The organism is Microcoleus sp. B3-A4 (genome assembly GCF_036705385.1).
Taxonomy (GTDB): Bacteria; Cyanobacteriota; Cyanobacteriia; order Cyanobacteriales; family Microcoleaceae; genus Microcoleus.
The window spans coordinates 1-18,562 of record NZ_JAUBUI010000100.1; the positions used below are offsets into that span (position 1 = coordinate 1).

20 protein-coding genes and 1 pseudogene are annotated in these 18,562 nt (G+C 47.0%); 7 read left to right on the forward strand and 14 right to left on the reverse strand.

Features of this window, described 5'->3' with window-relative positions:
• Nucleotides 1-159: 159 nt before the first annotated feature.
• Nucleotides 160-1,074 (forward strand): calcium-binding protein, encoded by a 915-nt coding sequence (locus QUB33_RS25690; RefSeq protein WP_333356174.1) that lies wholly within the window; start codon nucleotides 160-162, stop codon nucleotides 1,072-1,074.
• Between the two features lie 161 nt (nucleotides 1,075-1,235).
• Here the strand turns inward: QUB33_RS25690 and QUB33_RS25695 are convergent, their stop codons facing one another.
• The 3 genes from QUB33_RS25695 to QUB33_RS25705 form a co-directional block, all read right to left on the reverse strand.
• The gene (locus QUB33_RS25695; protein ID WP_333356228.1) at nucleotides 1,236-1,886 is read right to left on the reverse strand and encodes a nucleoside triphosphate pyrophosphatase; all 651 of its coding nucleotides are present in this window, start codon (nucleotides 1,884-1,886) and stop codon (nucleotides 1,236-1,238) included.
• 147 nt (nucleotides 1,887-2,033) lie between these two features.
• Nucleotides 2,034-2,573, reverse strand: a complete 540-nt coding sequence (psbP, locus tag QUB33_RS25700; protein WP_333356178.1) for a photosystem II reaction center PsbP — start codon at nucleotides 2,571-2,573, stop codon at nucleotides 2,034-2,036.
• A gap of 143 nt (nucleotides 2,574-2,716) precedes the next feature.
• Nucleotides 2,717-2,929, reverse strand: a complete 213-nt coding sequence (locus QUB33_RS25705; RefSeq protein WP_190659021.1) for a high light inducible protein — start codon at nucleotides 2,927-2,929, stop codon at nucleotides 2,717-2,719.
• 323 nt (nucleotides 2,930-3,252) lie between these two features.
• On the opposite strand from QUB33_RS25705, the gene QUB33_RS25710 reads away from it, so the two are divergent.
• Nucleotides 3,253-3,864 (forward strand): hypothetical protein, encoded by a 612-nt coding sequence (locus tag QUB33_RS25710; RefSeq protein ID WP_333356180.1) that lies wholly within the window; start codon nucleotides 3,253-3,255, stop codon nucleotides 3,862-3,864.
• A gap of 368 nt (nucleotides 3,865-4,232) precedes the next feature.
• On the opposite strand, the gene larB is transcribed toward QUB33_RS25710, so the two are convergent.
• The 5 genes from larB to ispF all read right to left on the reverse strand — a co-directional run bounded on the left by larB (nucleotide 4,233) and on the right by ispF (nucleotide 8,519).
• Entirely contained in the window at nucleotides 4,233-5,036 is an 804-nt protein-coding gene (larB, locus tag QUB33_RS25715) for a nickel pincer cofactor biosynthesis protein LarB (RefSeq protein WP_333356184.1), read from the reverse strand.
• A 35-nt stretch (nucleotides 5,037-5,071) separates the two neighbouring features.
• Entirely contained in the window at nucleotides 5,072-6,832 is a 1,761-nt protein-coding gene (locus QUB33_RS25720; RefSeq protein WP_333356231.1) for an ABC transporter substrate-binding protein, read from the reverse strand.
• A 40-nt stretch (nucleotides 6,833-6,872) separates the two neighbouring features.
• Nucleotides 6,873-7,445, reverse strand: a complete 573-nt coding sequence (locus QUB33_RS25725) for a PIN domain-containing protein (protein ID WP_333356188.1) — start codon at nucleotides 7,443-7,445, stop codon at nucleotides 6,873-6,875.
• Complete coding sequence (locus QUB33_RS25730) at nucleotides 7,423-7,971, reverse strand: hypothetical protein (RefSeq protein WP_333356191.1); 549 nt, start codon at nucleotides 7,969-7,971, stop codon at nucleotides 7,423-7,425. Before QUB33_RS25730 ends, QUB33_RS25725 begins: the two co-directional genes overlap by 23 nt.
• A 68-nt stretch (nucleotides 7,972-8,039) precedes the next feature.
• The gene (ispF, locus tag QUB33_RS25735; protein ID WP_333356194.1) at nucleotides 8,040-8,519 is read right to left on the reverse strand and encodes a 2-C-methyl-D-erythritol 2,4-cyclodiphosphate synthase; all 480 of its coding nucleotides are present in this window, start codon (nucleotides 8,517-8,519) and stop codon (nucleotides 8,040-8,042) included.
• 119 nt (nucleotides 8,520-8,638) lie between these two features.
• Here ispF and QUB33_RS25740 point away from each other — a divergent pair, with 119 nt between their 5' ends.
• Nucleotides 8,639-8,977, forward strand: coding sequence for a hypothetical protein (locus QUB33_RS25740; RefSeq protein ID WP_333356197.1), 339 nt, complete (start codon nucleotides 8,639-8,641; stop codon nucleotides 8,975-8,977).
• Nucleotides 8,978-9,075: 98 nt separating this feature from the next.
• On the opposite strand, the gene trmD is transcribed toward QUB33_RS25740, so the two are convergent.
• Both trmD and QUB33_RS25750 read right to left on the reverse strand, forming a co-directional pair.
• Nucleotides 9,076-9,771 carry a tRNA (guanosine(37)-N1)-methyltransferase TrmD gene (gene trmD, locus QUB33_RS25745; RefSeq protein WP_333286710.1) on the reverse strand — a complete coding sequence of 232 codons (696 nt, stop codon included), beginning with the start codon at nucleotides 9,769-9,771 and terminating at the stop codon, nucleotides 9,076-9,078.
• 89 nt (nucleotides 9,772-9,860) lie between these two features.
• The gene (locus tag QUB33_RS25750) at nucleotides 9,861-10,106 is read right to left on the reverse strand and encodes a hypothetical protein (protein WP_333356202.1); all 246 of its coding nucleotides are present in this window, start codon (nucleotides 10,104-10,106) and stop codon (nucleotides 9,861-9,863) included.
• Between QUB33_RS25750 and QUB33_RS25755 the strand changes: the two genes are divergently transcribed.
• Together QUB33_RS25755 and cphA are read left to right on the forward strand one after the other, a co-directional pair.
• Nucleotides 10,105-10,998: a cyanophycinase gene (locus QUB33_RS25755; protein ID WP_333356205.1), complete on the forward strand. Its 894-nt coding sequence runs from the start codon at nucleotides 10,105-10,107 to the stop codon at nucleotides 10,996-10,998. The genes QUB33_RS25750 and QUB33_RS25755 overlap by 2 nt on opposite strands.
• 338 nt (nucleotides 10,999-11,336) lie before the next feature.
• Nucleotides 11,337-14,057, forward strand: a complete 2,721-nt coding sequence (gene cphA / locus QUB33_RS25760) for a cyanophycin synthetase (RefSeq protein ID WP_333356209.1) — start codon at nucleotides 11,337-11,339, stop codon at nucleotides 14,055-14,057.
• A 62-nt stretch (nucleotides 14,058-14,119) separates the two neighbouring features.
• Here cphA and QUB33_RS25765 read toward each other — a convergent pair whose 3' ends face one another.
• Nucleotides 14,120-14,380, reverse strand: a complete 261-nt coding sequence (locus tag QUB33_RS25765) for a 3-alpha domain-containing protein (RefSeq protein WP_333356212.1) — start codon at nucleotides 14,378-14,380, stop codon at nucleotides 14,120-14,122.
• 602 nt (nucleotides 14,381-14,982) lie between these two features.
• Between QUB33_RS25765 and QUB33_RS25770 the strand changes: the two genes are divergently transcribed.
• Complete coding sequence (locus QUB33_RS25770; protein ID WP_333356215.1) at nucleotides 14,983-15,219, forward strand: hypothetical protein; 237 nt, start codon at nucleotides 14,983-14,985, stop codon at nucleotides 15,217-15,219.
• Nucleotides 15,220-15,311: 92 nt separating this feature from the next.
• Here the strand turns inward: QUB33_RS25770 and cbiE are convergent, their stop codons facing one another.
• Both cbiE and QUB33_RS25780 read right to left on the reverse strand, forming a co-directional pair.
• Nucleotides 15,312-16,520 carry a precorrin-6y C5,15-methyltransferase (decarboxylating) subunit CbiE gene (gene cbiE, locus QUB33_RS25775; RefSeq protein ID WP_333356218.1) on the reverse strand — a complete coding sequence of 403 codons (1,209 nt, stop codon included), beginning with the start codon at nucleotides 16,518-16,520 and terminating at the stop codon, nucleotides 15,312-15,314.
• A 20-nt stretch (nucleotides 16,521-16,540) separates the two neighbouring features.
• The gene (locus tag QUB33_RS25780) at nucleotides 16,541-17,038 is read right to left on the reverse strand and encodes a GNAT family N-acetyltransferase (RefSeq protein WP_333356221.1); all 498 of its coding nucleotides are present in this window, start codon (nucleotides 17,036-17,038) and stop codon (nucleotides 16,541-16,543) included.
• A gap of 389 nt (nucleotides 17,039-17,427) precedes the next feature.
• Between QUB33_RS25780 and QUB33_RS25785 the strand changes: the two genes are divergently transcribed.
• Nucleotides 17,428-18,117, forward strand: a complete 690-nt coding sequence (locus QUB33_RS25785; RefSeq protein WP_333356224.1) for a hypothetical protein — start codon at nucleotides 17,428-17,430, stop codon at nucleotides 18,115-18,117.
• A 307-nt stretch (nucleotides 18,118-18,424) separates the two neighbouring features.
• On the opposite strand, the pseudogene QUB33_RS25790 reads toward QUB33_RS25785, so the two are convergent.
• Nucleotides 18,425-18,562, reverse strand: a pseudogene (locus tag QUB33_RS25790) (photosystem II q(b) protein); the annotation flags it as partial.

Consider the following 18,562-nt stretch of genomic DNA (forward strand, 5'->3'; position numbering starts at 1 on the left):
CGCGTCATTGGTTTTCTCACCGGATGGTCTTGGATTTTACATTCTTTATCTCTATCACATCTTTAAAAAAATGGTATCAGATTCCCGCATACTTCTTAATTGGAACCTTTGTTAAAATCAGAATATCAACAAAGTCACTCAAAAAAGGAGAAACTTAAGATGTTAGAAACAAATCTCGGAGAAATTAGAGCATTAGCTGAAAATTCAGACCCAATTATTGCCGATCCCCCAAACACCAAATTACTCACAGCGCCATTGCCAAATCCAGGCAGCGATCCCAACTTTTTTGACTTAACTTCCAATGACGACGCATTTCAATTAGCAAATGGAATTCTGCGGAATACTCCCGGAGGTTTGCGGGCTTTAGATGGTAACGATTTTGTCAGAGGTTCCGGTGGTGCGGAACTGATGAACGGTAACAGTGGCAGAGATACTTTAATCGGAGGTTGCGGCAGCGATACTATTCGCGGCGGCCAAGATTTTGACATTCTTTATGGAGAATGCGGCAGCGATTTTGTCAGCGGAGATCAAGGTGATGACTACGTTTATGGAGGCACGGCTAATGACTTTATTCGCGGTGGTAAAGGGAATGATGCTTTAGTAGGAGAGAGTGGAAATGATACTCTAATCGGTGATGCTGGAATTGATAGACTTTGGGGAAGTGAAGACGCAGATATGTTTGTCCTCCGCACAGAAGTGGGAGCAACTTCGGGGGAGATTGGTTCGCTTCAACCGCCTCCTAGCAGCAATTTTGATGTAGATGAAGTGCCTGCCGATTTTATTCTCGATTACAATCCGGCTGAAGGTGATGTAATTGGATTGGCGTCTGGATTGACGCGAAATGATATTGTTTTGAGCGAAAGGTTTTTGACAATTGGTGATGCCAGAGATTACGATAGCAGCGGCCCTTTTCCTCCGGAACAGCCTCGAACTCTGGAGTTGAGATTGCTGAATACTCAGGCGACGGTGATTCGGGAAGCTAGCAGCGGCAATATCTTGGGTTTGGTGAAGGATGTTTCCCCGGATCAACTTCAGTTTAGATCTGTATCGGATGGGACGATCGCTCTAGGATAATTACCAACTGGTGGGCAAGGCAAATCTGCATAGCACGGAGGGGCGGAACGAAACGCCCCTCCGACAACAACAAGGCTCTCAATCCTCGTTCCCAGGATCTGCCTGGGTAGGCATATAAGCGAGGCTCTACCTCCCGATTCCTGACATAAATTCAACAATATTTAAGATTGCCAGAAATCCGCCACATCATATCCCATTTCGGTGAGCATTTGCCGCAGCAGAGGTAAGCTCAAACCAATCACATTTGTGTGACATCCTTCGATTTTTTCGACAAATAAGCCACCTTTACCTTCCAGTGCAAAACAGCCTGCACATTGCAAGGGTTCTCCGGTAGCGACATAAGCCGCTATTTGGCGCGAGGTAACTTCCGCAAAATGAACTTTTGTAACTTGACAGCGAATGAGCGATCGCGACCTAGCCTCACCAAAGTCATCGAATCTAGTATCAATTAAAGCATGACCCGTATACAGTTCGCCCACCTTACCGCGCATTTTCTGCCAGCGCGAGATTGCTTCTTCCGCATCCTTGGGTTTGCCGTGAATTTCGCCATCTATAAGCAAAATTGAATCGCATCCCAAAACCAAACAAGATTTGGGATTAGGGATTTGCGGGTGAGAATTAGCCAGTAAAAACTTAGCTACAGCCTCAGCTTTTCCCTCTGCTAAAACCTGCACTAATTTATTGGCATCCCTCATTTGTATTTGCCCTTCATCAAATTCGCTGGGGCAAATCACAGCTTGAATGCCCGCATTTTCTAGGAGGCGACGGCGCGCTGGAGAAGCTGAAGCTAATACAAAAGTTGGAATTTTCATCATTTAAGAAGTTCAGTTGACAGTTGACAGTTGACTGTTGACAGTTGTCAGTTGTCAGTTAACTGTGGTGAGGTTTCCAGCGAACAGTCAACAGTCAACAGTCAACAATGCCCCATGCCCCATGCCCAATTCCCAATTCCCAATTCCCTAATAAACAGAGAAAGATTTAACAACTTTCTCAAAAGCTTCTTTTACTTTGGGCCAGCGTTCTTCGGTAGTGGACACGTTAAGCGTAAAAAGTTTGCCGCGGCTGACGGCTACACTCGCTAAGTTGTGGCGTTCTTGGTTTGGCAACTTAACGGCATATTCTAAAATGTAATAGTTTTTCGATCGCGATTCACGAGCTTCTGCATTGACTAATTCAGCTTCGCGGCCCGAATCACTCGGGGCGATCGCACTTTTGCTGAGCTTGTATCCCACATCCGTCGGCGTTCCCAAATCCGCCAGAGTTTTGTCCTTGGCGACTTGACTGATTACCACGCTGACGTTCTCGGTTTGCTGAATCAAATCGCGGAATACCACATCGGGCCCGTTAGAAACCGCGATCGGCAGCCAGCCGTTAGGATAGAGAAATTGATAGCCGTCGCCAGTATCAACGTAGCTTTTGAGTCCAGTGACTTTAGACACACAACCGGTCAAGGTGAGGCTTAGAACCACCAGAAGTATTGCCGCAATTCGTTTGAGCATTCTTTTTACAAGTAGGGTAAAACAAAAATATTTAATTTTAATTGTCTCATCAAACCTTGCCCCTCAAAATAGTTAAGCTATGGATCGCTGTTTGTGTATCGGCAGCGATCCATAGCCATATAGTTTAATTGTTAACAAAATCATTACAGGTGAGTCAGCCAGCTAATCAGTCCGTGCTTGGTCGAAACTTCTAAAGCCAAGAGAGAAACAAAGCCAATCATGGCAAGGCGGCCGTTTAAGCGTTCGGCGTAGGGAGTGAAGCCGGTGCGGGGTTCGTCATCGACGTATACTTGCGGCTCGATCGCAAAATTGTTCATTTTGCCTTGGTCGTCCAGCATTAAGCCTCTGTTACTCATGTTTTTTTCCTAAATGGTTTTTAGTGTACTGTAAATAAATGTAACAGACTTGTGAAGATATGTAAAGGATTGTGAGAAATTTTTTTAAATACCTCGATCTGACACCAGTTTAAAAAAAAATGCAACTGTAGGCAAGCTCTAAACCCTTATACAGTCAGTTTTTCCCCAACCTAAAATCTAAAATCTAAAATCTAAAATGGTATGACTGTGGGTAGACTATGGGCCCCGGAGGGGGGAGGATAGAGTGGAGAGGCACGAAAGTCGATGGTGTGTGGCAAATCCAGTCTGGGTTTGACGAAAATTGTGGAACGGAGGAAAAATTTATGCGGGCCAGTCTGGAAATGCGGTGGTTTTATAGCGGTGCACTGCCAAAATCGCTCAATCAATGGTTTGGAAGCGAGAGTCTCGGCGCGTATCTTTCGCCTCCCGAAGAACGGGAAGACATATATTTGTTAGTACCTAGCTGCGACTACTTGGGAGTGAAGCTTCGTGGGAAAACCTTGGAGGTAAAGTGGCGTCAGGCAGAGTTAGGGACGATGCAGTTCGGCAACCGCTGGGAAGGCAAAGCCGAAAAGTGGCTGAAGTGGGTTTGTGCGGACACGATGGCGCCGATACCGGCGGATATTTTGGCGACAGGAAAGTGGGTGGCAGTTAAGAAAAAGCGAGCGCAGCGTCTTTATCAAGTTTCGGCCCCTGGTTCTCTGATATCTGTGCCTGTGGAAGCCCCAATTCCCCAAGGTTGCACCGTGGAACTTACTCAGTTGAACATTAACGGCAGCGCGTGGTGGACTTTGGGATTTGAAGCGTTTGGCAGCGAAAGTTGTTTGACAGAAAGCCTGCAAACAGTAGCTAGTTGGACTAGCAAGAATTATCAGGCGCAAAAGTTAAAAGCTGAGGATTCTTCTGCTTATCCGATTTGGCTGGCAAGCAAGTAATATCAAACCCGGCTTCAATAATACCTCCTGTATTTTTTAGTCGCCCTCTGCTGGGACGAGAGGCAAGTGTAAACGCGGTTTCAACCGCCGAGTCTGACCGTCCTGGACGCCACTGACATATATAGTAAGGTGCTCTACTACCGGAAATCTTCAATAATATTTCAATAACGGAGTCTGACGCACCTGAGATGTTGCACCATTTTCAATTAGGTTTTTTACGGGCGGGCAGGATGCCCGCCCCACAAGAAAACTCACTCTTTGTGGAACAGGCATCTTGCCTGTTCTTGAGAATGGTGCAAGATGCACCCTAAAAATCGATCGTCCTGTGACAGTTGGCCTTAGTCTTATCTAATCGAGGGGGTTTCTAACTATTCCCCCTCTCTCCCATTCTCCCCCTCTCCTCTTCTCTCAACTTTCCCAGCAGTTCTCAGAATTTGACAAGCCAAAATCGCCGCCCCAAATCCATTATCAATATTCACCACACCCACACCAGCCGCACAAGAATTGAGCATAGTTAAAAGAGGAGCAATCCCGCCAAAACTCGCGCCGTAACCTACACTCGTCGGCACAGCAATCACCGGACAATCTGCCAAACCCGCAACCACACTCGCCAAAGCGCCTTCCATGCCCGCCACCGCAATCAATACATCAGCACCAGCAATCACGTGCCGGTTGCTCAGCAAGCGGTGAATGCCGGCAACTCCGACATCCCACAAACGCCGCACCTGAAAACCGCAAAGTTCCGCAGTAATTGCCGCCTCTTCCGCTACAGGCAAATCCGCCGTTCCCGCACTGATAATAGTCACAGTACCCGGATGCTGCGGAGTAAGGGAATTAGGAGAAATGGCACAAATTCGAGCTTTTTGGTAGTAGCACAAATCGGGTATTTTTTGTTGCAATTGCTCGAAAACTTCCGGTTCGATTCGTGTCGCCATCACCGCTGAATTTCGCCCGCGCATCGCCTCGATAATCTCAACAATTTGGTCGGGCGTTTTCCCCGGGCCCCAAATTACTTCAGGAAAACCCGTTCTTAAAGTGCGGTGGTGGTCAATTTTGGCAAAATCGCCGACTTGTTCAAAGTCAAAATGCTTTAATTTATCCAAAGCGGCGATCGGGCTAATATCGCCGGCCGCCACAGATTCGAGTAACTTCTGTAAAATTTTAGGTTCCATTAATTAATGACTGACTAATGACTAATAACTGCGGACTATTCTGTTATTTTCAGCTCGTACAAATTCCAGAAAGCGCCGCCGAGGGCACTGTAGCGAATTCCCGAAACGCGATCGCGCACCGCCTCAAAAGTCAGCGGATTCACCATATAGATAAACGGCACTTGTTCTGCTATAATCCGCTGCGTCTCGCCATAAATTTCCTTGCGCTTCGCCTCATCAAGCTCCTGGGAAGCTTTCACGTAAAGGTCATCGATTTTCCGTTCCCAGTCGTAAACTTCCCAACCCTTAATCGGCGGTTCTCCGGCTTGCGGGCCCTGGTTGAAACTGTGCAGCGTGCCGTTAACAGACCAAATATTGTAGCCGCTGTGCGGTTCAGTACCTCCCGTAAAACCGCCGAGGTAAGTATCCCAATTCCGCGTCAACCGCAGCTTTTCCACATAAGTGTTAAAACTCAGGAACTGCGTATCAATTTGCATCCCCAGTTTGCCCAAGTCTTGCTTAATTTGCGTTGCCATTTGTTCCCGAACTTTTTTACCCGCTGCCATCAACAAAGTAAATCGCACCTTGTTGCCTTCAGCATCCAACAATTCGCCGTTACTATTATACTTAAAACCAGCACTTAACAGTAACTCTTTCGCTTTTTGCCGATCGTAACTGTAAGTTTTCAATCCCTGTTCTGGGGACAGGTAGAACGGACTTTGCGCCGGAATTGGGGAATGCAGCGGCGCGCCAAGTCCGCGATAGATATTGTTAGTCATGGCGGATCGATTGATGCCATAGGCGATCGCCTGCCGAAATTCTTTACTCGCGAACCAGCGAGACTTAACCGGGTCTACAAACGGCTGATCTTGAGCATTGCGCCCCTTATTCAGATTGAAACACATAAACACGCTGCCAGTATCCGGGCCGCCGTTGAATACCGTATATTTGCCGCGTTTTTCCTCCCGTTTCAGTAGTGGAAATACTTCCGGCTCCACGTTCAGAGTATCCAAATCGCCCGAGCGAAAATTCAGCAGTTGATTGTCAGTATTTTCGATAATTTGCCAAACAATTTGCTGGATGTAAGGCTGGACATTTCCCTCAGCATCTTTGCGCCAAAAATACGGATTTTGTTCCAAAACAACGCGCTGATTAGGAGTGTAGCTCAGCATTCGGTACTGACCATTTCCGACAATCTTTTTAGGGTCAGTATCCGTGCCCCAAGTAGCCAGGAATTTAGGGTTGCCGTCTCCATCTGTATTGTCTACAGCTTCCTGTAAAATATGAGCTGGTAAAATTGGGATTCCCCCAGCATATCTAACAAATGGAGCAAAGGGTTCTGCAACGGAAAATTCAACGCGGCGGCTGTCAATTTTTTTGACTTTTGGGAATTCGCGACTCATGCCAACTCTCAGAGTATCTTTCAAACCGCTAGGAATTTTGTCATTGAAATAAATTTTTTCATAGCTGAAGATAATGTCATCAGTAGTCATCGGTTCGCCGTCCGACCATTTCAAACCCTCTCGCAGGGTGAAGACAATCTTTTTGCCATCTTTAGAAACTTCCCACGACTCGGCTAAACCGGGTTCTAACTCCGAGGTCAAGCCGTTTTCGTTAATCAATCCCTCGTACATATAGCCAAAAACGCTGTATGCAGATTGATTTAGCGGGTAGTTAAAGGTACCCGGGCCGCTGGGGGTCGGAACGATGAGCCTGTTTACTAAGTTCGATCGGGCTGGAGTGCACGCAGACAGAGTTATAGCGGCAATTGCCACCAGTAAAATCGCCAGCCAGCGCAGTCTTGAATGTAGCATCATAGAAATTTTCATAATTTTTTAGTTTACCACCTGCGTGCAACTATGACTGAGATTGTAGCCCACCTAGAAAGTTTTTAGTGACAGCGAAATACTTTGTAATCCCGGCTTCTCGCAAAACATCTTGAACTTCCGGTAGACCAAATTCTTTGACGTTAGCGCTGAGAAATACTTTGGTTTCTGTAGAATGCGATCGGGCATGACTGAGGATACTGTGTAGAATCAAATTGTCTGTTGGGTCTTTTTTGATTATAGGTGTGTTTAAAGTTGCTTGAATAATCTCTGGATTTAATGCAATCATTTCGGCATTGTATGACATCAGAGAAATTGCTTCACGCAACCGTAATTCAATTTCATCTATTCGTTCTAGATAGTAAACTAATGACTCTTCTAGGTTAAAAGATAGAGATGCGACCTTTTCAGAGGTAACATCTCGCTTTGTCTCGCTAATTTGACGGCTTAGCTGTTCCTTAAAAGAGTTTTGTCGCTTCAACTCGTCCTCGAAAGCTGACCAAGCCTCCATATAACAAACGCTGGGTATGACTAACTGAACTGATGAGGACAAATCTCTGAGCAACATAATTGCTTCAGCCTCACGCCCTGTAACAATACTCATCAGAAAGTTGGTCTCGATATATATAATTGCCACCTAATTCCACTCCTGATTTTGTTGTTCCACCTGCGAGTAATGGCAGCAAACCGATGGCTGATATCTGTTCTGATGCTGGAGGAATTTCTGATTTCCAGTTATAATCTAAGTCATGCAGCCACGATTCTATCAGCCCCCCAAGGGTACGTTTAGAGAGCCATTTACTGCCAAAAGTCGGCATATAATAGCGACATATTTCACCAGTATTTAGAGTGCAAACAGGCTCCGATAAATTCACACCATCCCATTTGAAAATCAAAATTTGTTCCGCTTCAATAAACATAGCATAGGGAACGATCGCGTTTCTTTCAGACAGCTTAGCTAACACAGCTTTCAGCCAATCGATCGCCCGATCGACAATTTTTTGTTTTGCGTCTGCTTCTTGAGCTTGAATAATTTTAACCTCGATTAGCACGACTATGCGATCGTCCTTATCCAACGCGATGACATCCGCGTCTACAGGAAATTGTAATTCCCAGGTGTCAGTGTCCATGATTTCAGGCTTCCTAGCGATTTTGGATTAAAGAATTGACTCCACTATCAATTTTAGATTGTAGAGTTCTATTTTTTGCCCACCAAAACTACAGCATAGGCTGCAATTCCTTCTTCTCTTCCCACCGGCCCTAACTTTTCGTTTGTAGTAGCTTTGATGCCGATTTTGTCGGGTTTTAATTGTAGGACAGTAGAAAGCCGATCGCGCATTTGCTCAATATGCGGCTTCAGCTTTGGACGTTCTGCCACCACCACCGAATCAATATTGCCGATTTCCCAGCCTTTATCTAATATTAACTGATTGACTTGTGCGAGCAATACGAGACTATCAGCACCTTTCCATTTCGGGTCAGTTGGCGGGAAATAAAGACCGATATCTCCTAAGCTGAGAGCTCCGAGCATCGCATCCATGATAGCGTGGGTAAGTACGTCGGCGTCGCTGTGTCCTAATAAGCCTAACTCGTGGGGAATGTGGACGCCACCAAGGATGAGGGGGCGTTCTGGAACTAAGCAGTGAATGTCGTAGCCGTTGCCGATGCGGATGTTCATGTAAAATTTAGGTTTGGGAAGTATAGCAAAAGACAATTATTTCATATTTCCGGAGAGATATCTGAAAAAGAATGGTCTTGATTTACTGACTTTGCGGTAATTGTAGCAAAGACATACAGATGTCGGTTGGTCAGTCTGTCTTCGACAAAAAAGTTGTTTGGCATCTATCTTATAGCTGCCCTTATTGCGGGAAGGCAATCGCGTTAGATAATACTGATGCTATACCTAACGAAATGAGAAAAGATATTTTAGCAAAAGAAGGGAGTTGGAACTTGATTGTATTGGAAAAAGAACAACGTGCAACAGTTGTAACAAAAATTCTGCCTGAGGCTATGTCGTTGTCCTTACCTGAAGCTATGAAGCTAAAAAAGAAGATGCCAGGTTCTGTTTTTATCGGAACTAAATCTGAGACTGCTCGACTAAAACAGCTTTTAGCTGCTGAAAGTTTGAAAGCTTGAATCAGCAGAAGTGTTACAACAATCGCCGTTGTCGCTCAAATTGGGCTATGAGTTTGCCCGATAAATCAGATGGGATAACTTCTCCTTTCTCCCTTCTGCTATTCTCCCCTGTCCTCCAACCACCGATCGTACAAATCCAGCCGGCGCGATCGAGTTCTTTCAATTTGCTGTTGCTTGCGCCAGCGAGCAATTTCTGCGTGATTACCAGACAGCAACACGTCGGGCACCTTCAATCCCCGAAAATCCGCCGGTCGAGTGTACTGCGGATAATCCAAAAGTCCGTCTTCAAAACTCTCAAACTTTAGGGAATCTTCCTTCGCCACCGTTCCCCGCAGCAATCGCAAAACCCCATTAATCAAAGCCAAAGCCGGAATTTCGCCCCCCGTGAGTACAAAATCCCCCAAAGATACCTCGCGAGTTACCAAATGCAAGACTCGATCGTCCACACCCTCATAATGACCGCAAATCAACACCAACTGATCGCGATCGGCCGCCAACTCCCGAAACATCCCCTGCTGCATCGGTTCCCCCTGGGGAGTCAGCAAAATCACCTCCCGCCGCGGCAAAACCGGCAGCGACTCCACCGCAGCAAAAATCGGTTCCGGTTTCATCAGCATCCCCACTCCGCCTCCGTAAGGCTCATCATCAACTCGCTGGTGCTTGTCTGTGGTAAAATCGCGGGGATTGACAAAATTCACCTCAGCAATCTTTTTAGCTAAGGCTTTGCCCATCAGTCCCGACTCCAGGGGAGCCCGGAAAAATTCTGGAAATAAGGTAACTACGTCAAAGCGCACAATTATTGGAATTTTATTGATACATCACCTCTAGTTTGACCCTTAGGGGGAGTTCAGTTTTCAGTAATTGCTTTATTCTTTATAATTTCTTATAATTTCTGAAAATTTTTGCAAGTTAAATTCTCTTCCTTTGTCGGCGGGCGCGTTTTGTACAACAATAAATCAGTTTTTCCTGACAGCGACTGCAAGCAAACTCGCCGCCAAACAATTGCGGGATAGCGCGATCGGCGATCGCACCTCACTCGCACAAACAAAAATTTATTCTTAAAAAGCCCTATTGTACGCACAGCAACGGCAAAATTGAATTTCACATCCAACAGAGGAAGACACACCATGCAGCAGTTGACATCTCAAGCCCTCGAACACAATATTCCCCAGCGCACAAAAACCTCGATTATGGTCATCGGGGGAGCCGAAGACAAAGTTCACGGGCGAGAGATTCTAAACACCTTTTTTTGCCGTGCTGGGGGTGCAAACGCTCGGCTGGCGATCGTTCCGTGCGCTTCGCGAGATCCCGAAGGAATTAGCAACCGCTACCGCACCATATTTGACGAAATGGGCGTTAGTGCCGTCAAAGTAGTGGACATCCGCGAACGCGAACAAGCCGAAAACCCCGTCTGGAAAGATTACTTAGAAGATTGTACGGGCGTATTCATCACAGGGGGCGACCAACTGAGACTCTGCGGGCTGCTGGCGGACACCCCGCTTATGGAGAAAATTCGCAAAGAAACTCTCGAAGGCAAGATTACCCTCGCCGGTACGAGCGCGGGTGCTGCGGTGATGGGATATCACATGATTGCAGGCGGCGGGAGCGGGGCGTCACCGAACCGATCTTTAGTAGACATGGCAAACGGACTTAACATTATTCCTGAGCTCATCGTAGACCAGCATTTTCACAACCGCAACCGCATGGCTCGCTTGCTGTCGGCTGTGGCTTGCCATCCCGATCGCATCGCTATTGGTATTGACGAAGACACCTGTGCCTTGTTTGAGGGAGACGATACTATGAAAATTCTCGGTAAAGGCACTGTGACTATTGTTGATTCTAGGGAAAATTTTTATACCAATGAGTCTCTGGTAGGAGCGACAGAACCCTTAAGTCTGTTCAATATGCGCTTGCACGTTCTGTGTCACGGAGATTGCTACAATATGCCCCTAGGCAAACCAATGCCATCGGGAGCGTGTTCCGAGTCTGGCTGGCCCCCCGAGTGCCGCACAGCCAACTAACGCAGAACATCTCTTGTCATTGATTCGGCAGAAATTAGGCGGCATTCCGGCCGAATCATGGATACAACAATAGAATAGATTCCGAAGCAGCCACGGGCTGACGCCAGGAGGCAGAATCACAGAAAATTCTAACTTCGGGCTTTGAGTTTTTGCTAGCCATGGACTTGTACTTGTTTTTAGCCGATCGTAGGGGCATGAATTTTCAATTGGGTAGCCCATAACTGGAAATTCACTCCCAAACTGTTCGCAGCGAACAGTCGATCGAGCAATCTAGATCGAAATTGAATAAATGCTCCAATTATCTATAAGATTTCGCGCCCCATACCCCTCTAACTAACATGAAAATACTTAAAATCCAGACCTTACGCGGCCCCAACTACTGGAGCATCCGACGCCATAAACTCGTCCTGATGCGTCTGGATTTAGAGGAGTGGGCAGATAAAACCACATCTGAAATTCCTGGCTTCTACGAAGGGTTGATCGCCGCACTTCCGAGTTTGAACGACCATCACTGTTCTCCAGGCCATCAGGGAGGATTCCTGCAACGGGTCAGAGAAGGCACAATGTTGGGACACGTAATCGAACACGTCGCCCTAGAACTTCAGGAAATGGCAGGAATGCCGGTCGGGTTCGGCCGTACCCGCGAGACTGCGACCCCAGGCATTTACCAAGTAGTAATTGAGTATCAAAACGAACAAGCAGGTCGCTATGCCGCCCGGGCGGGGGTGCGGATGTGCCAGAGCATTGCCACTACTGGTTCTTATCCTGCAGCAGAATTAATCCAAGATTTGAGAGACCTTAGAGAATTTGCTGGGTCGGCGGCCCTGGGGCCGAGTACGGAAACACTGATCAAGGAAGCAGAAGCTCGCGGCATTCCTTGGATGCCTTTGAACGCCCGGTTTATGATTCAACTCGGCTATGGGGTTCACCAAAAGCGGATTCAGGCAACTCTGAGCAACCGCACGGGAGTTTTGGGGGTAGAACTTGCCTGCGACAAGGAAGGTACCAAAAATATCCTCGCCAGCGCCGGTGTGCCGGTTCCAAGAGGGACGGTGATTAATTATTTGGATGAACTGCACGGGGCGATCGAAGATGTCGGCGGTTATCCGATCGTCCTCAAACCCCTAGACGGCAACCACGGCCGCGGCATTACGATCGACATCAATTCCTGGGAAGCAGCAGAAGAAGCCTACGACTTAGCCAGCGCGGCATCAAAAACAAAAAGCGTGATAGTCGAGCGCTATTACGTCGGCCGCGACCACAGAGTATTGGTAGTCAACGGGCAAGTCGTAGCAGTCGCAGAACGAGTCCCGGCTAACGTCGTGGGTAACGGCAAGTTTACAGTAGAACAGCTTATTGAAGAAGTAAACCGCGACCCGCAGCGAGGAGACGGACACGACAACGTGCTCACCCGGATCACGATCGACAAATTGTCCCTGGATTTGCTGCAAAAACAAGGATACGCGATGGACTCCGTAGTGCCCGCCGGCGAAAGAGTATTTTTGCGCGCGACAGCAAACTTGAGTACCGGTGGAATTGCAGTCGATCGCACCGACGAAATCCACCCAGAAAACGTCTGGCTGTTTTCCAGAGTCGCCAAAATTATCGGTTTGGACATAGCGGGCATTGACGTAGTAACTCCCGACATCTCCCAACCCCTGCGCGATGTCAACGGCGTCATCGTCGAAGTCAACGCAGCACCGGGTTTCAGAATGCACGTCGCCCCGAGTCAGGGTTTACCCCGCAACGTCGCGGGCGCCGTCTTCGATATGCTTTTCCCCTCGCCTCAAACCAGCCGGGTGCCGATTTTAGCGGTAACGGGAACCAACGGCAAAACTACAACCACTCGCCTGCTTGCCCACATTGTCAAGCAGACCGGTCAGATTACCGGCTACACGACTACCGACGGCACTTACATCGGCGATTATTTGGTAGAAAGCGGAGACAATACCGGGCCGCAGAGCGCTCAGTTGATTTTATCTGACCCAACGGTAGAAGTAGCGGTGCTGGAAACGGCTAGAGGCGGAATTTTACGATCGGGCCTCGGCTTCGATCAGTGCGATGTCGGCGTCGTATTGAACGTCGCGGCCGATCACTTGGGAATTGGCGACATCGACACCGTGGAACAACTGGCCAAACTCAAGAGCGTCCTCGTCGAGGCGGTAATGCCCAAAGGCTATGCAGTTTTAAATGCAGACGACCCCTTAGTATCACGGATGGCGCAGCGTGTCAAGGCTCAAATTGCATATTTTTCGATGAACCCGGACAACGAACTGGTTGCCAAACATACCGCTGCGGGCGGGCTGGCAGCGATTTACGAAAATGGGTATTTGTCGATCTTGAAAGGCGATTGGACGCTGAGAATTGAGCAGGCTGTGAACGTGCCGCTGACGATGGGCGGCCGCGCGCCGTTTATGATTGCCAATGCTTTAGCAGCTTGTTTGGCGGCTTTTGCCCAAGGAGTGAAAATAGAAGATATTCGATCGGCTTTGTCAAGCTTCCAAGCATCGGTGGGTCAAACTCCCGGACGGATGAATTTGTTTAAATTGGGCAACTATCACGCTTTGCTCGACTACGCCCACAACCCCCACAGCTACAAAGCTTTGGGGAGTTTCGTGCTGAATTGGCCGGGACAGCGGATAGGGGTAGTCGGCGCCCCCGGAGACCGGCGAGATGAAGATTTTGTCACTCTGGGCAAACTTTCGGCCGAGATGTTCGATCGCATTCTTGTCAAAGAAGATATTGACAGGCGCGGCCGAGATCCCGGTGTTGTGGCCAAGTTAATTTGCCAGGGGATTGCAGAGGCGATTTCTGCAGGAACCGCAAAGAAATCTCAAGTTGAATACGAGTTGATTCTCGACGAAACAACGGCCGTTAACAAGGCTTTAGATGAGGCGCCGGCCGGCAGTTTGGTAGTGATTTTACCTGAAAGTGTCAACAAAGCTTTGAGTTTAATTGAAGCCCGGAAACCGATTAAGGAATCTGTGGAAGTTCAAAATGGTTTAGATCGATCGAAGTCACAGGAAAGTTTAAAACCGACTGTGGTGAATCAAGGCTAAACTCTTAAGTCTCATTTAATTAATAGGTTGGGTTGAACTTTTAGGAAACCCAACCTATTTGTTTAACGAGTCAGAAAATATCGCCTCCAACTAGCAGATAAAAGCGGGCATGAAGCAAGTTCTGAAGAATCCTGCCGATCTCGATAGAAGGCATTGTTGACTCGTGCCACACTCCACTGCGGTAGCGGACGATCCACAAGAATCAGAGGAAGCCCACTTTCTACTACCCCCTCTGTCAGAACTCTGAAATACCAACCGAGCCGTCCATTGGCGATCGCTCGTTTTGGCAAGTCTTTCATTTGCCATCGGATATAGGCTCGCATTGGAAGATAGCCCGATCGGGTCTCATCATAAAACCAGCCCTCGCAGCAAGATCGAACACCCCAAGCTCAAGCTGATGTAAATCTGCGATCGATGCCACCTCTTCAATCCGTAAAGATGTAACTTTTTGATACCACACAGCAGTCTGCCTATTACCACCTTCCCTCAAATATTTACCAATATGACTTTTATGAAGTCAAAGTTATGAATTTTATGAATTGACTTTGATAGCCGTTTCTTTAATGATGTTAGTTGACAGATTTTATACAAGTTTTAATGGCTTGATTAACAGACCCAAGTTTAAACCCGTTCGGGAGGTAGGCATGAATTTTAATCCTTTTGGTCCGTCAGGATTTTCAGACTGGCGATGGTACGTTTCTTTTATTAAGTTCTTTCTTTTGATTACCCTTCCATTCTACCTACTTGCGGCTGTTTTAGCCAGTCCATGGATATTATTTCTTTGGAATTCGCTAATGCCTGTTATGTTTGGATTTAAGCACATATCTGAGTTACAAGCAGTTGGTTTATTTTTGTTGGGGAGATTATTATTTTCAAGCAAGTGATCTTTCAGTTATAAATACAGATAAATAGAGGAAAATTTCTGATGAATAGTTCAGGTAATTATTTTACTGCTGGTTGCAGTGGTGGCTGCTTAACAATACTAATTTTGGGTATAGTGGGGGCAGTCGTTAATTATATATTGGTTGTTATTCTATGGAACTGGCTCATGCCAGATTTGTTTGGATTATCCACAATTTCTATTTTTCAAGCTATCGGAATTTCATTATTGGTGAACTTATTACGTTCATCTTCACCTTCTGACAATTCATCACGTGGTTGAGTTTGCTGCGTTTATTGCTTTGTGATATTGGCTTTAGCTTGATTCCCCTGCAAAACTTATCAGATATTTTTAGGAAAAAGATCGATCGCCTTTTACCTTTTAACTACCGCCCACTGAGTCACCGGTGCAAGCGGTTTCCAACCCTGAAAAGAACCGATCGCCCCTACTCGCTGAATCCCAATTCTAATGAGTTCCCCGCCATAAAGATCGTGCCATTGCAAAACTTTAAACTCGCTCTCAACTGTCACCGCATTAACAACTAATCGGCCGCCTTTACCTAAAGCATTCCAGCAAGTTTCCAGCACAGCTTCTGCGGTGACACCGCCACCGATGAAAATAGCATTCGGTTGAGGCAAATTTGTCAGGGCTTCCGGCGCTTCTCCCGCGACAATTTGGAGTTCGGGAACGCCGAAAGTCGAGGCATTTTCAGCGATGTATTGCAATCGAGTCGGATCGCGTTCGATCGCGATCGCCCTGCACCGAGAATGACTCCGCATCCATTCGATCGCGATCGAGCCACAGCCTGCACCCAGATCCCAAAGCAACTCTCCGGGAATCGGTGCTAACGTTGACAGAGTAACGGCTCGAACCTCCCGTTTGGTAAGTTGTCCGTCGTGACGATAAGCAGCATCCGGCAAACCCGAGGTACGGGGGACAATCACAGTTTCGCGATCGGCTGCAACTGCGATTGCGATCGTGTTCAAATCCGCCAAATCCGATTCATTCCAGGCTGCTGCTACCCCCTCGATCCGCCGTTCCGAGTCTCCTCCCATCCGCTCGAATACAGTCATCAAACTGCTGCCAAACCCCCGCTGCGTCAACAATTGGGCAACTTGTGCTGGCGTGTGTCTGTCAGCGCTCAACACCAGCAAGCGCGCGCCCGGCGACAAAGCAAGGGCGATCGATGCGATCGGGCGATTTGTCAAACTGAAAGTCTCAACTTGGGCCAGCGGCCAACCCAAACGGGCGCAAGCAAGACTAAAAGCCGATACCGCCGGAATCACAGTCATTTCCGAAATGGGAATGTGGCGCGACAGCGTGACGCCAATTCCGTGACACATCGGATCGCCGCTTGCGAGCACGCACACAGACTGTCCCCGGCGGCGGAGGATGTCGTCAACTGTGGTCTGCAAAGGTGATGCCCAAACCAATTTTTCGCGGGTGTCGTCGGTTGGTAGCATTGCTAGGTGACGGGCCCCACCAACAACGACTTGAGATTGAGAGAGGAGGGTAAAGGCGATCGGGCCGAGCCCCGAAAGTCCATCTTCGCCAATCCCCAGCACCGAAAGCCATTTGTGCATTGCGCCCTTACCGCTAATTACTACTTATCGATTCTAAAGAATAATATAGGATTTCCATTCATAATTCTTTCTTCTACTTGTTTCATTCCGAGTCTTTCTGCGACTTTTTGCGACTCAATGTTTTGGCGATCGCAACTTGCGACAAGATAGTTAAAGCCAAGTTCATCAAAACCATAATCCAATATTTTGGTTGATGCTTCAGTAGCGTAACCTTTTTTAAGTGCTTTCGGCAGCAGTGCGTACACTAACTGGGGCTGTGCTTCTTCAAAAAAATACCACAAACCAACAAATCCAATAGTTTCTCGATCGCTCTTAGTTTCGAGAAACCACATACCGAATTGCTTTTGGGCAAACAGCTTTTTGTTGTCGGCAAGCATTTCTTCAACCTTTTGTAGCGACCAGATTTCGCCGTCGCACAGATATCTCCTCACATAGGTATCGATAAAAATTCTATGAAGCGTGTTAAGGTCGCTCTCCACAATCTGTTTCAAAACCAATCTCTTAGTTTTAAGTATCATGGGGATTATTTTTTGAGGATCACTTACCTATATTATTCGATATTTTTGTGCATCTACTATATTACCATTGGCTGAGCGTAATGTTATACTTAGCGATTCTACTTTACAATAGCTCTTGCATAAACTTTTGATATGTCAACCACAGATTTAAGGCAGATGCAACACAAAGTAACGCAGATATTTTTAATAAATCTGAGTGAATGAATGCTATTTTATCTGCTGTGAAATCACAAATTTATTCCGAGATACTTTAGCGCAGAATTCCCACTGTGAAAAGATAATAGCATTTTATTTATCTCTGTGCCACTTTTTCTCGGTGGCATACAAAGCTAGAGCGCTCGGCGCACTGGTTCATAAAGTTATAGATACAAAAAAAACAAATATTAAATATGAATAACAAACAGAAGGAACTTATCGGGTTCGGCTGCGTAACTGCGATCGTCCTGTTATTCGGATTCCTAGGTATTACGGTATGGGAGTTGAGAGAATTTCTAGGTATATATAATCCCCCTTGCCTTAACTACAATTCTTGGGAAGTAGAGCCTTTAATTGTGGGTCAAACGACTAAGCTAAAAATCGGGAGTACCGACGCCGCTTCAGGGTGTATTCCAGGAGATTCTAGGCAGTCCGAGAAACAGTGGGTATGGTCGTCTGACAATGCAGGAATCGTCAAAGTTTCCTCAGAGGGAATTGTGACGGGTATTGCGCCGGGAAAGTTTGCCGTGTTTGCAAAAAAAGGTGGAGAAACACTCTCTATGTCCGGTATTGTTTACCCGCCTGATTGGACACTTCGGATTCTACCAGAAGTTGCAACCGTGCGCGTGGGCGATCGTATTACCTTTAAAATAATTCTCTCCGATTCAAAGGGGAGATTGCTTCCGCCAGTGACTTATTTCCGATTTTCGACTCCCTACTCTCAGGAACCCATACCTGGTGCACCTAGCAAATCTCCCAATCTGGAGCCGTTGCTCGCTCAAACGCAATCAGCGGGCACATTTCAAGCGCTGCGACCTGGAACTGTTACTATTACTGGGGGAATGGGCGATCGCACTAGCGAAGCAAAATTAACTATTAAATAAAAAACAAAAATCCTTCCATTCCTAGGAATCTCCGGCAGCGAATCATTTGAACTGTTCCTGCTTATCCGCTGCTGGTATATGCCTTAGCTTATGTACAAGTATGCTTAGGCCCTGCGAGCGTCCCGCACAGCAAAGTTTATATATCTCGCTTCGTACTCTCACAGCCAACACTCCTCTAAAACCCAAATTGGGATGCTCCCCATATTACCGGACTAGATATCACAATAAGTCTCTAAAAAATATATTTTCCCCAAACAAAAAGCGCCCCTATTACTAGGAGCGCTTTTTGTCAATCAAAAGCTAAAACTTAGCCGTTGATAGAAGGAGCAACCATTGCTACTGGAGTTGTTTCACCAGCAGCCAAATCAAGCGGGAAGTTGTGAGCATTGCGCTCGTGCATTACTTCCATACCCAAGTTAGCGCGGTTGATCACATCAGCCCAAGT